Source organism: Rhizomicrobium sp. (assembly GCA_037200385.1).
Taxonomy (GTDB): Bacteria; Pseudomonadota; Alphaproteobacteria; order Micropepsales; family Micropepsaceae; genus Rhizomicrobium.
The window spans coordinates 2,097,334-2,111,008 of the sequence record JBBCGL010000001.1 but is presented as its reverse complement, the minus strand read 5'-3'; the positions used below and the strand labels follow the sequence as shown (position 1 = coordinate 2,111,008).

Annotated in this window: 9 protein-coding genes; 4 read left to right on the top strand and 5 right to left on the bottom strand. The window is 58.1% G+C overall.

Features of this window, described 5'->3' with window-relative positions:
- The 4 genes from WDM91_09980 to WDM91_09965 all read right to left on the bottom strand — a co-directional run bounded on the left by WDM91_09980 (window position 1) and on the right by WDM91_09965 (window position 7,061).
- The gene (locus tag WDM91_09980; protein MEI9994911.1) at window positions 1–1,059 is read right to left on the bottom strand and encodes a hypothetical protein; all 1,059 of its coding nucleotides are present in this window, start codon (window positions 1,057–1,059) and stop codon (window positions 1–3) included.
- Window positions 1,060–1,336: 277 nt separating this feature from the next.
- A complete protein-coding gene (locus WDM91_09975; protein ID MEI9994910.1) occupies window positions 1,337–1,804 on the bottom strand; it encodes a hypothetical protein in 468 nt (155 codons plus the stop codon).
- The gene (gene mobQ, locus WDM91_09970; protein MEI9994909.1) at window positions 1,794–2,780 is read right to left on the bottom strand and encodes a MobQ family relaxase; all 987 of its coding nucleotides are present in this window, start codon (window positions 2,778–2,780) and stop codon (window positions 1,794–1,796) included. The genes WDM91_09975 and mobQ overlap by 11 nt, the downstream gene beginning before the upstream one ends.
- Before the next feature lie 690 nt (window positions 2,781–3,470).
- Window positions 3,471–7,061 carry a choice-of-anchor K domain-containing protein gene (locus tag WDM91_09965; protein MEI9994908.1) on the bottom strand — a complete coding sequence of 1,197 codons (3,591 nt, stop codon included), beginning with the start codon at window positions 7,059–7,061 and terminating at the stop codon, window positions 3,471–3,473.
- Between the two features lie 366 nt (window positions 7,062–7,427).
- Here WDM91_09965 and WDM91_09960 point away from each other — a divergent pair, with 366 nt between their 5' ends.
- The 3 genes from WDM91_09960 (at window position 7,428) to WDM91_09950 (ending at window position 8,963) form a co-directional block, all read left to right on the top strand.
- Window positions 7,428–7,775, top strand: a complete 348-nt coding sequence (locus WDM91_09960; GenBank protein MEI9994907.1) for a hypothetical protein — start codon at window positions 7,428–7,430, stop codon at window positions 7,773–7,775.
- A 568-nt stretch (window positions 7,776–8,343) separates the two neighbouring features.
- Window positions 8,344–8,667, top strand: a complete 324-nt coding sequence (locus WDM91_09955; GenBank protein MEI9994906.1) for a type II toxin-antitoxin system RelE/ParE family toxin — start codon at window positions 8,344–8,346, stop codon at window positions 8,665–8,667.
- A complete protein-coding gene (locus tag WDM91_09950; protein MEI9994905.1) occupies window positions 8,664–8,963 on the top strand; it encodes a helix-turn-helix transcriptional regulator in 300 nt (99 codons plus the stop codon). Before WDM91_09955 ends, WDM91_09950 begins: the two co-directional genes overlap by 4 nt.
- 22 nt (window positions 8,964–8,985) lie before the next feature.
- Here the strand turns inward: WDM91_09950 and WDM91_09945 are convergent, their stop codons facing one another.
- Window positions 8,986–12,789: an AAA family ATPase gene (locus WDM91_09945; protein MEI9994904.1), complete on the bottom strand. Its 3,804-nt coding sequence runs from the start codon at window positions 12,787–12,789 to the stop codon at window positions 8,986–8,988.
- A gap of 434 nt (window positions 12,790–13,223) precedes the next feature.
- Here WDM91_09945 and WDM91_09940 point away from each other — a divergent pair, with 434 nt between their 5' ends.
- Window positions 13,224–13,529 (top strand): hypothetical protein, encoded by a 306-nt coding sequence (locus tag WDM91_09940; GenBank protein ID MEI9994903.1) that lies wholly within the window; start codon window positions 13,224–13,226, stop codon window positions 13,527–13,529.
- Window positions 13,530–13,675 lie beyond the last annotated feature (146 nt).

Genomic DNA, 13,675 nt, shown 5'->3' with positions numbered 1-13,675 from the left:
CTATATCTCTGTTCGCGCGTCTTTCCATTTGGCGTGAAAAATTGTCATGAATTTATCGAACAGCGGCTCCCTCCCTTTTCGCCACTCGACGTATGGCATGCGTTCAGATGAATACGAGCCGTAGAAGCCAGTGTAGACGACCTCGTATTCAAGTTTTCTTTTCCCGTCTTTTTCAGCGACGAGCTCGCGACCTACGGCAACAATCGGGTAATTCACTGTGTTCTCATAAAATCGCACTTCCAGCTTTCCTCCCGCTGTTCTGTCACTTGTTTTCTGAGCCCTCTGCCAGAAATCTTTGGCATCGACCATCACCCGCTCGGTGAAAGACTCAGGTGTTCCGTAATTCTCGGGTAACTCACGGAATCGATGGAGCAGGCTAGGGTCCGTTGGGTGCATAAGGAGCATTTTTACGTTTGCCCCTTCGGCTAGTGCCTCCGAAATTTCCAATCCAACCGTTTCCGTCGCTTCGGCAAAAGTATTCATGTAGTACACCGTCGAGCCCGGCTTAGCGGCTCGAACCGCCTCAATGAAGACGGTGCTTAGGGATGGACCCTTAACTCCCCGAGGGCGGGGTATACCCAGAATACCGAAGAAGCCGTGGTCGATAGCGGCCGTCTGGAATTGGTCATGACGGGATAGCTGATCTAAGGACTCTTCGTATGTCTGTTTTGACTCAGCGCTTATCCGTTTTATCCATTTGACAAGCGAGTCAGTTCTCTGGCCGAGGGCAGAGAGTTGGGTTCGAATGTCATTCTCGATCGGGCGAAGAATCCCATATCTTTCAAGCACGCTTAAAGTAACGCCGACCCCTGTTACCCCGATGATGCTGTTCAGAAGTGCGGCCGCTGTCCACAAATACGGGTTATCGCCATTGTTTTTTAGCAATATATCGATGCCAACCGAAAGCACTAGAAGAAGAATTGCAGATAGCAATAGAATAATTCGCGTTCTTATGTTATCGTGCGGTTCAGATAAGACACCGCTTTTTAATTCGATATCGATTTCCTTTATTTCGACATTTACAATTTCTTTCGTTTCAACATCCATTTCCTCAGTCATTTTATGGCTCCATCGGATGATGCATCACCACCTGGCCGGGTACCTTTGCATGGAAGGCTCAAAGTTGAGAAGGAGCATTTCGATCGAAGATTGCAAATCTTGGAAGACGGCGCGGAACGACTAGCCGACATTTTTAATGGCCGTCCCGATAGTTATTCTGAGCGAACTAAATTGGGTAAGGACAAAGGATCAAAGAGGGAATGACTTGGAAGTGATGGCTCTCATCCTGTCCAAGGTCTGAGCCCAACCATCCTGTCCAAGGTCTGAGCCCAACGGTCTAGAGGGTGATAGGCCCGGGCCTCACAATAGAAATCCTCTCTACTATCGCCTCTCCTTTGGGCGGTGTGCTCTGCCAAATGCACGGTGAGTATTGCTGCACGAAGGTGACCTGACGCCGCGCGAGCTTCTTGCGCAGGTCGCGCAAGTGCGCGCCGTCGATGACGACGATGCAGTCGGGCAGGAACAGCTTGATCTGTTCCTCGCCGACGTAGTCGGTGCGCATCAGGAAACGATATTGAACCTCCGTGCCCTGCGCGATGGTCGTATTCTCCATCCACCCTTGAATATCGCAGGTCTCGGCAATGCCCTCGGCCGCCATCGCGCCATAGGCGCGATACGCGTCGTGGCGGGCAGGCTGTTCCACCGCTGCCGGCGATGGCGGCAACGGCTGGCCGCGGCCGAGCCGTTCGGCGAAGGTCTGGGTGGCGACGGCGTTCGCGGTCCTGTCGAAATCTCTAGCGGTCAAGCGATACCTCCGGAATGTTTGGCGGTGGGTGGCGATGGCCGGCGGCGAAGTCCTCGGCCATCTCGGAGAGGCGCAGCACGAGTTCGGCGAGCTTGGTCGGGTCGCGGTTCTTATAGTGCTGCGCCTCGCGCCAGATCATGGCGCGCTTCTTGACCGCGACCCATTGCGTGATGCGATCGCGCAGATAGGCATAGGCATTTTCGATATGGCGGGCGAGGCCGATATGCGTCAGCGGCGGACGGAAAATGCCCTGCGCTTCCAGCGTCCGGTGGTCGATCCGCGCGGTGGAGCCGACCTCGCGCAGGGCCTTGTTGGCGGTATCGGCCCAAGCCTTCCGCCATTGATTCACATTGCGCTGGGCCTCGACGGCATCGAGCGCCAGCTTGTCCGTCTCAAGGCCGGTGTTGTTGAACCGCTTGCGCGCCTCGGCCACCGCCCTGGCGATGTCCGGGTCCTCATTCCATTCGCGAGATTTCTGTTTGGCGAACCCGGACGGCGTGGTCGGGTCCAGCCGGCGCAGGGTGAGCATCACATGCGCGTGCGGCTGTTCCTGCCCGTCCGAGGCGCTGGGGCAATGAATGCCGATATCCGCCACCATGCCCTTCCGCACGTAATTTTCATTGACGAATTCGCGGACCAGGGTGATGCACTGCTCCCGCGTCAACTCGCGGGGGAGGGTAATTTCGATCTCGCGCGCCAGCTGGGCGTCGCACCGCTTCTCGCAGCGCTCGACGGTGTTCCACAGCATTTGCCGGTTAAATACCCAATCCGGGGCACCGGCCGGGGCAAGTATCTCGTTGTGGAAGACATCGTCCCGCTCGAAGGCAAACCATTTCCCTTGCAGAGAATCGTATAGCCTCTCCCCCGAGCGATAGGCGGCCGCCGCCACGGCCGACTTGCGCGTTGCTCCACCCGGCCGGGCAGCTCTGCCCAGAGACCGGGAAATCACCTTGAGCCTGAGGTGATAGATGGCCAAAGCGCCAGACCCTTCCAACCCTTTCCAAAAGCGAGAAAAAGAAGGCTATACCGCCATGTGTGCACTTATACATTGCTACGCAACGTGCGTTTACAAGGACTCGCGTTTCGGTTGAGTAAAACGTGAAGTATTCGCGCAACTGCGGCATCGGACCCACAGTCGCGCGACGGGGGACTTGGAGGGGTTCGCGCCAACCCCTGTGACCCGGCGATCCGCCTCCATTCCCATTTTGGCGGAGCGGGCAGTACGCCTTCCCGCACCCTTGCGCTTGGGTTCAGGCCACCCAAGACCGGCCTCTCGTTTCAAGAATCTGCTGGCCGACGGTTGCCCCCATACATCGCGATGTATGTAGGTCGAGACATTCCTGACCCGCATACCTGCTGTCTCAGGCTCAGGCCACCCAAAATCAGCCTCTCGTTTCGAGAATGGCGATGCCAGTCAGGCGCTCTCGATCCCGCCGCTTTGCGGCTCCTGCGGGTGCACCACTGCGTGCGCTTTGGCGCTGAACCACGGACCCGGCGCTTCCCGGTCCGTCTGTCGCCAAGCCTCCTTGCATCCCCAGCGTGGCGGACGACGCCGGCCTTACGGTCGGACAAAGCGGGGGTGACAAATGGCGCACCCAAGGCCTTACACCGACTGAGACGGAGATCGCTGTAAGGCCGAATATGATGACTAGGGAAGATGTACCGTTCAGAAGTGATAGGCCGCGTCTAGATGGAAAAACGCCTGCTGCTGATTGCCGCTGAAACGGCCCTCGATGCCGGCATCGACGCTCCACATCGTCGAGAATTGCGCCATAAGACCGAGACGGACCAGCGCCGCCGAAGTGTCGGCACCAGGAGATGGCGCGATGAAGTCGGTGTTGAGGCTGTTTGCCAGCCGCATGGCGACCTCCGGTGAGGCCGAGTCCGTATTCACCGCTTCGAACGCTGCCAACAAATGCGGCCACAAGACAGCTCCGTTGGATGTCGTGAACGTGTGATTCAACATGATGCCGAAATCATACCGCCTCAAGTCACTGGAGCCGTGCAGACCGGCGAGATCGAGGCCGCCGCCACCTGTTTCGACAAGCGGGCCGTACGACAGGTGCGCGTAAGTCGCTCGGACGAGCGGAACAACGTCACCGTTCAGTAGCGGATGGCTGATCTGAGCGGAAAAACCGATTGTAGTATTCGTCACAGTAGATTGAATCGTGCTGCCAAAGCCGCTGGCACGGCTGATATCGGCATCGCCCGCCATATAGAAAACGTCTGCATCGAGGACGGCGACTGCCCAGGGCGCATGACCGGCGAGCGAAACGAAATACTCGTTGGTATCTGCTTTAGCATTGGCGCCACTGACACCCAGTGAGCCTGAGCTGTAGGCGGCTGCGATATTGAGCGACGCACTGTTGCTGAAGGAGCGATCAACACCGCCCATGAAACCCCAATTGTGGGTGGTGAATGCGGTCGCGCCATTGCCGGCATCGGTGTGCTCGGTGCCGCCAAAGCCATGCGCCCAGAATGACCAGGAACTGCAATCCGCCGCCAAGCCAACGGTATTGTTGACGTAGGACGTGCAACCACCGAATGCGGCATGATCGAAAGCGGTGACGTTCAGCGCCGTAGCATAGTCGAGGCCGGCGGTAACGAGATCACCATAGATTTGTCCCGCCGACTTCGGAGACACGACAATATCGACCTCCCTATTGGTCGGGGCATAATAAACGCCGTAGACCCAGTCGGCATTTGTGCCTGTGGCAGAAAAGGTCGAGAACGTGCCGGTGATCGAAGCAGCTTTCAGTATCGGGAGGATCGCCGGCGTGTAGGTCCCGGCGTCGAACGCGGCACTGAGCGTTCCATTGAGCGAGGCAGCGCCGGTGACATTGAGTAACGAAGCCATCGTCGGCGCAACTTCTACCGCCAGAGTACTGCTTGAACTCTGCGTATAGCTACCAACGGTCAATGTGCCGATGCTGCCGCCTGGCGCGACTGTGCCACCGGCAGTATTGGCGACACTGCCGGCGATCGTGCCATGTCCCGACAGAGTGGCCCGGTTGGCAACTGTGACCGGGCCTGCGAGGCTGGCAGTGGCATGGTTTGCATCCCCGACCTCAAGTCTGCCGGCAGCGACCGTGGTCAGGCCGGTATCGGTGTTCACGCCATTGAGAACCAGAGTGCCGCTACCCGCCTGGGTCAGCGCGCCGGTCCCGGAGATAACGCCGCTAAAGGTGAAGACATCGGAGCGGTTGAAGATCAGTCTGCCGTCGCTGACAACCAACTGACTGGCGATCGAACCCGTGGTGCCGCCGCTACCGATCTGCAGCGTGCCCGCGACAATCGTGGTGGTGCCTGTATAGGTGTTGGCACCGGTCAATACCTCAGTCCCACCGGTTATGGCAAAACCGCCGTCGCCTCCGATCACACCGGAAAACGTATGGCTCGCTGCGGTCAATACCAGCGTCTGCGCGCCCAGACTTACCATTCCGTTGCCGGATAGGGTCGTGATCGGAACAGCCGAAAACGCTCCGGAAATATCGAATGTGCCGTTGTCGACAATGCTCTGCGATGCAGCGAGGGAGCCAGATTCGCTCAGCGCCAATGTGCCGCCGCTGATGGTAGTTATGCCGGAAAATGTATTGGTTCCCGACAAGAACAAGGTGCCGCCCGTCAGCACAACATTTCCCGTTCCGGAAATCACGCCGCCGTAGTTTCCTCCCGCGGCGAGCGTCAGCGTGCTGTCGGCAAGACCAGTCGTGCCAAGACCTGTAAGGCTGCCGATCGTCTCGGAATCAGCAAGCGCAAAGGTCGCACCGTCCGCGATACTGATCTGTGCCGTGTCGGCGATGCTATGACCGCCCGAAGCCGTCAACGTACCAGCGAGAATGTACCAATCGGCATTTTGTGTGGCAGTGCCGGTCAAGGTGATATTTGAGGCATCCGCTTTAATGAAAGTGTTGAAGTTCGCATAAGTTGTGCCGATCAGGCCGGCGCCGAAGGAAAAATCCGTCGTCCCACCGAGTTGCAGCGTATTGGTACCGCCGAGTGCATCGATCGCCACATTCGTGTCGGTCGTCGCGTTGATATAGCAGACATCGTTGGCATTGGTCGGCGCGCATGCCGAGTCAATAAAGCCGCCGGAGGAAGGATTCTGGAAGCCCAGAACGGTCAAAGTATAACCGGCATCGGTGTAGATGGTCCCGGTCCAAACGCCGGAGTCCTGCGCATACATCCCCGTTGGTGCCGTTAACGTCGGGTTTAGTGTGACGTACAGATCGGCCGTGGCGGTATCACCTTCGAGGACGTGGAACGTATAGCCATAATCCCCAAGCACGACATAATCGGCGCTGGCCTCAGGGTCGTCGGTGTTCACGGTATTAACGAGTGTGAAAGAAGAATTCAGGGAAAAGTTCTTTTCGGGGATGTTGGTGAAATTTAGCGCCGCTCCGAAGTCGACTGAATCCGCACCGCTATCGCTGGTGATCGTGCCGTTGTGAAAGGTGATCGTTCCCAATTTGAACGGGGTCTTGGGTTTCGTGTCGAAGTCCGCACCCGTGAAAATCAATTCGCTCTGATCTGGGCTACCGACGCCCCAGGAAAAGCTGTCTGTACCAACACCGCTGACGGTGGCGGAACCCGGTGATGGATTGGTGAAGGTCCCCGCGACCGTGCCCACCGTCGCCTTTTTCATCGACCAGCCCCAGGAAATTCCATTCTCGATCGTTAGCGCATTTCCTTTCACCAACACCGGATAAAGGTTCGCCTGCCAATTGATGGGATACGCAGTGCTGAACTGCGACGAATCGCGAAGCGAAAAATCGTAGAAATTGATCTGGCCAGCCGGAATAGACGGAATCAAGTTTTCGTTCATGCAACCATAAAATGGCGCAGGCGAATGGCAATCCTTCGTTGGGCCGATGTCGAGAAAAGGCGACGTGGTGCTACCGGGTGGCGTATTTGCCGTGACAACCTGAATCCACTTCAAACTTGTCCCACTTGGCAATGCTGAGCCGTAAGAGTACAGCGCCTCGAAATGGCCGCCGCCCGTTGTGGCGCTCACATAACCCGCGCTGTATGCCGGGCTGGAAATGAACGACTGAATTGAGAGACTGCCCGTGTTTCCCGTTGTCGTCGTGTAGCCATAGCTCGCGAGCGGCGTTGTGAACGAATCTGCGATGACACTAGAGTTCGGCAGCAGACGGACGACGCTCGCCCCATCCGGCGACAATGCATAGTCTTGCGCTGATGCTGCGGACATCAGGCATGACGACAGTAACAGAATGCTTGTGATCGACAGTCTCATAGTCGCCCCCCGAACTCTTCAGACAACTATAAGTTTTGTTCGGAATTCATTACAAGGCGGTGGCGGGTCGGAATTCAGTATTTAGACGAGGCGCGCTATTCTACTGGATTTGATCACAAAATATTTCTAAGAAGAACTCGATGATATTTTAGTTCGGTATTATTATTGCGGTAAAACATATAATATTGATAATTACTTCATCGCGAAGGCAAGTCCGGAGGCAGCGTGTTCTGCAAGACGCGAAAAATGCTGTAATTTCCCGGGCCTTGGTGCAGTGGGGACGCAATGAACTCTCGGATTCGATATTTGTTGATAGGGGCCGCGATAATCGGAAGCTTAATCCCCGCTAGTGCCAATAGCCTGCAAGTGCTGGTTTTCGAACGTGTGGGTCCGCAAAATACCTCGCTGCGGCCGTGGACCATCGAGGTTGGGGCGGTCGAGCAGGGCGCGCCGATGTGCATCCGCGTTCCCCAAAAGGCCTATGATAAGATCACAGAGGCACTGGATGCTGATGCGCGCTCGTCGAATGATATACCGACACCGCAAGCAGCTTTTCTGGTGAAGGAGCAGGTTCCACCAAGCGGACGTGTCTGGCAAGTTCACTCTCAGGGAGTTCGCGCGATCATTTCCATCGTCCGGACGGCATATGCCGCCCGCAAACGCAGTGTACCGGCCCCTATGTCGTATATGGAAGCGGATGACGCGCCGCAGTAACCAGCTCAGTAAAGCGCGTCGACCGGCTATGGAGGATCCCCCTCAGAGGTCTAGCCGCTTAGGTTCGGACCCGATGTCGGCTATGCGTTTTGCCCGAATATCTTAACGAGCGACCCGAGTGCGATTAGCGAGAGGCGCTGAGCAAATAACAATGCGCGCCGGTTCTTGGGACGAGAGCGCACAAGCCAGTCAGGCGCACTCGGTCCCGCCGCTTCGCGGCTCCTGCGGGTGCGCCACTGCGTGCGCCTTGGCGCTGACTGGCACGCGATCCGGCGCGTCCCGCCTGCGCTGTTGCGCAGGCTCCTAGCAGCCTCTGGATAGTAGGTCGGTAGCAGCTTCTTGGCCGGACCCGGTATCGGCACGACGTGCCACCGAACCGATACCGTGCCGGCCGTCACTGCCAGTCCTTGCGGCACTCCGTCTGCGCCGGAACGGGACCAGTCCCGTATACCCAGATCGGGGTGGGCGCACCCCCGATACCCCCGCGCTAACCGCTCAAAATGCAGCCGTTCACGGTTTTTCTTGCGCCCTCGTCCTATATCATATATGGTATAGAAATGAGGAAGGCGTGAGTTGGTCCGTTCTGTACGTGAACGCTGCTGCGCGGGCCGAGCTGGAGGCTTTGCCTGCCGACATGCGTGCGCGGTTCGAGCGGATCGTGGGACTGATTCAAGCCCAAGGGTTGGAGAAGGTCCGGGAGCCTTACGTCAAACATCTTGACGGCAAGCTTTGGGAGATGCGGTTGAAGGGGCGGGACGGCATTGCACGCTCGATCTACGTGACGGCCAGCGGCAGGCGGATTGTGGTGTTGCGAACCTTCGTCAAGAAAACCGAAAAGACGCCGAAACAAGAGTTGGAGTTGGCGCGGGAACGCGCGAAGGAGATTTTATGAAACACAAGCCTATCCCCGTTGAAAAGAGCTTCGCCAAGTGGCGGAAAGACCCTGCCTATCGCGCAGCCTATGCCGCGCTGGACGAGGAGTTCACGCTGGCGTCAGCGCTGATCGAGGCGCGGACTACTGCCGACATTTCCCAAGAGGAAATCGCCAAGCGCATGCGCACGTCGCAACCGGCTGTCGCACGGCTGGAAGGCGGCAAGGGAAATCCCTCGCTCAAGACGCTTAGGGGCTACGCGCGCGCTACGGGCACGCGTTTGAAGATCACGTTTGTGCCAAAGGAAGCTCGGTGACAGCGCTCCCCGTCTGGTCGGATTATTTCGGCTTCTCGAAAAGGACGCCCAACACAGGCCACAGACGGGTCAGATTCGTACCGTCAGCGGCGTCCAGGGCAAGCACAATCGGCTCAAAATTTCCACCGATCTCCAGACTCTCGAGAATGATCTTGCCATTCCCCGAACGCAGCCGCTTGAAGTACCGCCCATTGTTCGAATCTTCGGCGATCACCGGCTTGCCTTCCAACAACGCGCCGGACTGCTGGTATGTCGTCTCGTCGCCGATAATCAGGAATTGCTCGTCCAGCGCATAGGGCTCGGCACTGTATCCATCCACTTCGACCAGGCCCTTGGTTCCTGCCATGGCCGAGGTCAACCGGCTCTCGCCGCCGCACTCCGCAATCTCCATCGCATCGCCTGTCGGCTTGTTCCATTTTGCGCTGTCGTAGATCACGCCTACGACCTTGCGTAACGTGAGCGTCGAGAACTTCGCCACAATTGGCGGTGCGATCATGCGCGGGTTGATCGCATCAGCAGTTAGCACCGCCACATCGGAATGGTTCTCCGCGATCTGCAAGCGTCGTGCAAGCAGGCGATCCTCGCTCAACGCTACCACCAACGACTTGGGCGTCACCTGGGCGTGCTCGCTTACCAGCAGTATGTCGCCGGCGCGGGCGACAGGCTCCAAGGTTGGCGTAGTTAGACGGAACACGACATGATCGCCCAGCTCAACGACGGGGAGCTTGCCCGTGTCGAAATTGAGTTCGACGCATCCATCCGCTGCCCGGCCATTGCTAAGCGCAGCCGCTTTTCCAAGAAGCGGAAGTTGGATCGTTCGAACCTTGTCTTTCAGGCCTTCAGGCAAGACCACAGTGGCGGGTAGGGCGTGCAGCGCGGTTAAGCCGCCGTGCAGTGCGCGATGCTCGCGCGCAATTCGAAACGCACGCTCTAGCGCGCCACGAAGATGTTCGCGCCAGTATTTTTCCAAATCGATAGCCTCGGCGAGTCCGAGATTAGCGCCCGATGCATGGTGAGCGGTCTCAAAATATTTGATTTCCTTGACGCCGTTGCCGAGCAACCCGGCGAGATTCGCGAAGGCGCTTTGATTCCAGGGCGCAATGTTCGCCTTGTTAAGTTCCGTTAGCTTGTTACGGGACGCGCCCACAACGAATGTCGAGACACTCGGGTCTACGCCTCGCAGCATGATCCGCAGCATGCCCTCGACGTACTCTCGCATCACCTTCATGTAGTCGCGCGCTGCGACAGACGTCTTGACCTTCTGCGCCTCAACCCAGCGCCGATTCAGTTCGTCGCCATCGAAGATCCCGATATGCCCTAGCTCCGGTCCTACCGACGAGATCATCGCGCGACGGCCTGTCACACCGTCGATTCCTAGGAACGACAGGAACAGTTCTTCATGCGTGGTCAGGACGATCTGCACGCCATCGGCGCTTTGCATTTTTGCGATCTGTTCGGCCCAGCGGTGCCGATGTTCGCTATCGAACGTTTGTTGCGGGTCATCGAGGAGTAGAATGGGGAACACGTCGCTCCCCATCTGCTCGACGGCTTCCTGCCGCAGGGCAAAAATGAATGCCCAAAGGATTCCGCGCAGCCACGAGGTATTGGCGACCAACGTCGCGTCGATCCGCACGTCGTTCGCGAGCTTGCCGCGCACGATCAGGCCAGCCTTCTTTTCGAGGCCCGCACTCTGAAATTTGAGCTGGTCGGCCAAATAGGTGGCGCTGTGAATGGTGCCGATCTTACCCGAAAGCTCATCGATGGCGCGGCGCGCTTCGGCTTCCGCCAGGTTTCCGAGCTTCTTTAACGGCTCCAGCGCGTCGGTGATCTCCTTGCGCTGAGCCTGTTCTTTTTCGATCGTGGCCGCTGTCTTGCCCTGCGTCCAAGCGGAACGCATGGCCTCGGCACCAATTCGGTATGGCTCCGCCGTGCTGAGGGATTTACTGAGCCGAGCTAGATGGGCAGTCAACGCCTCTGGCGCATCAGGTGTGGCACCGCCAGAGGTTTGGCTGATGCCCACCCACCACCCTGTCCATGAAGCTTCCTCTGCCCCAAACCAATCGGCGAGCAGGTAAAGCGCCTCGATTCGCGCCATGCGCTGAACAAGAGGTGCGATCTCGGGCGACGACGTAGCCGCCGCTGCTGGCTTCTGTAATTCGACCGCCGGCGCACCAGTGCAGCTCGCCGCACAGAGAGCCCCGCATTTCACGAGATATTTCGAATACCTGTCGGCGGACACGAACTTCTGTTGGAAGTCGGCCAGCAACGAGGCGCGGGGTTCGGCGGTGACGGAATCCGACAGATACCGCCTGAGCAGTATCGGTACAGCGTGTTCAAGCGCCATCATGATCGCGCTAACGTTGTCTCGGAGGCTGCGCGTCGCGGCCTCGCCAGCTGTGCGCAGCTCTTCCAATTCGGCGCGGAGCGTCGGATTTGCATCCATTGAAATTTGGCATAGCGGACAGCTCTCCAGAGCCCCCGAGCCGTGCTCTTGATGCCAGTGCGCGCCGGCAGCCTTTAGCCGATACCTTGTGTCGGCTTGTTCTTTGTCATGGAACGCACGCGCGGTAGCGAGCGCTTGCTGCGCCGAGGCAACCGCATCCCGCAATTGCTGGCGCTTTGCCGCATCAAGTGTGTCCCGGATCGTGCAAAGGAGCTTCCAGGTGGCTAGCCCTCCCAACCCTGAAGCCACATCCTCCTCGGCTCCGACGAGAGCCGCTCCGATCTGTTTCTGGATTTCAGGACTGGAGAGATCGAGGCCGGAAGCGAGATCGTCCGACACGACCTTGGTCAGCTCGGCAGCGTCGTCGTTCAGTTTTTTCCCCAGCAGCGCGAATGCACCGTCCTTCGCATCGGTGTCGCTCGGCTTGAAAACCGGCACCGCGATGGATACGGGCGCGAGCGCAATTCGGGCGCGTTCGACGTGCTGCTCGAACTGGCTAGCAGCTAGTTTCAGCTCGTTGGTCTTGTAAGCCCGGTATTCGCGGGTCGCATGGCATAGGCCCTGAACGAACGCTCCGAGCTCGACTAGATCATCTAGACCGGTGAGTTTTTGAACGGCATCAGTTAGCTGGCCCTTGCCCTCGTCTAGCCGCAGCCGCGGCAGTCGCGACGGCATGAGAAGGCCAGCTTCGAGCAAGATAGGTGGAATCTGCAGCGCCGGATCGATCAAGGGTTTCGATGGAGTGCCGTCATACGTTCTCACTGCCGAAGCTGTCGCTCCCGAGGACGTTGTGAACACGACCTCGACACGCACATTCGGCTTTTGCGTCAGTCCGGCGGCAGTGAGCGGATAGGTCGCCAGAGGCGGCCAGTCGCCGACCGGCTTGTCGTCGCTTCCGAACACCGGACGGACCTCATCGGGCGTAATCTCGCCCTGGTCGCGCGGACGCTCGCCGGTCAAAGTCCAAATAATCGCCGCCGTCAGCGATGACTTGCCGCTGCCGTTAGGCCCCTCGATGAGCAGGCTTTCGCCATCGAAGTTCAGCTCGAATGGCGGGCCACCGGGATAATTTACCCCGCCAAAGCCTTCGATCTTGACCGACTTGATTTTCCAGGGGCCCGACGTAGCCGGATTGATATTGGCTTGGTTGGCGGCCGAAGCAGGATCTCCGGCTCCGGCATAGGCGGCTGCGATACCCGTCGCAAAATCCTGGGGAAGCCCTTTGACATCGCGAACCTTCGATCCAAGCAGGTATGCGAACAGCCGCCGCTGTTTCGCAGAGTCGAGGACGATGGACGCGGACTTGTTGTTCGCTTCCTTCCACTCAACGGATTTTCCGTCGAGCAGGCGACGTTCAATTTCGCTCTTGGTTAGACGAGCCATCCCCACCCCTCCGCTTCCGATAGATACGCCGCACTCACGAGCGTTGGGTGCATTGCCTAAAATATGGATCGACTAGAGGTTGTAGCCGTGAGCTATCGCCGTCAAGCACAAAACTTGCATTTTGCGGATGTCTCTCAGGTCTTTGGTAGGGCTGCGCCTTTCCAGTTGTCTTGTTGGCGCGCCCTTCGGGCCTGGCTCTATACGCTGCGCGCACCGAGCCGCTAACGCGTCTCGGCCCTTCGGGTAACGATCCCTCGCGCGAGATAGGGCTGCGCCCTTTGCCGTCAAGACCAGGACAAGCGCCGCGCGTGACCGTGTAGTCGCTTCGCTCCGGCCCGCACCAACTTCACGCGCGACGGTCTGTGACGGCTTCAACCTGCTCATTGCCGCTTGGCTAGTTCGGTTTGCATTGCGCAAACCACTAGGAGGCTCAAATGAAGAAAGAACGTATCCAACAGATCGAAACGATTGAGTGGAGAGGGATCGAGGTAAAGGTGACCTATGAGCCGGACTGGCTCGGCATGGGTTACACCGCGCACCTACAGCTGGAGGCCGTGCGTCCGGAGAGGGTGAAGCTACCTGTTACCGAGACAGGCTATCGCTCCCACTTTCTTTCTATCGGCAGGATCGAAGCGTTCGGCGGCCCGACAGCTTATGCTCTCGGCTGGCTGGACGAAGCGGCCGCCACAAAGGAGTGGAAAGCCATCGAAGCTGCAAGCAGGCAGCTCTCGCTATTCTGATCCGCGCGGGTCTATTGGCACTTCCACCAATGTGAATAACAACGTTGTTGAACGTGCAAATTCGCGCCGTAACTGATAGAGATCGGCAGAAATGTGCAGAACCACCTACACAAATCCTACACAGCCAAAACTGGGCAAAATCAACT

What these genes read in the sequence shown, in the direction of transcription:
- WDM91_09980 (MEI9994911.1), bottom strand. Translation starts at nt 1,059, where the DNA reads ATGACTGAGGAAATGGATGTTGAAACGAAAGAAATTGTAAATGTCGAA.
- WDM91_09965 (MEI9994908.1), bottom strand. Translation starts at nt 7,061, where the DNA reads ATGAGACTGTCGATCACAAGCATTCTGTTACTGTCGTCATGCCTGATG.
- WDM91_09950 (MEI9994905.1), top strand. Translation starts at nt 8,664, where the DNA reads ATGAAACACAAGCCTATCCCCGTTGAAAAGAGCTTCGCCAAGTGGCGG.
- WDM91_09945 (MEI9994904.1), bottom strand. Translation starts at nt 12,789, where the DNA reads ATGGCTCGTCTAACCAAGAGCGAAATTGAACGTCGCCTGCTCGACGGA.
- WDM91_09940 (MEI9994903.1), top strand. Translation starts at nt 13,224, where the DNA reads ATGAAGAAAGAACGTATCCAACAGATCGAAACGATTGAGTGGAGAGGG.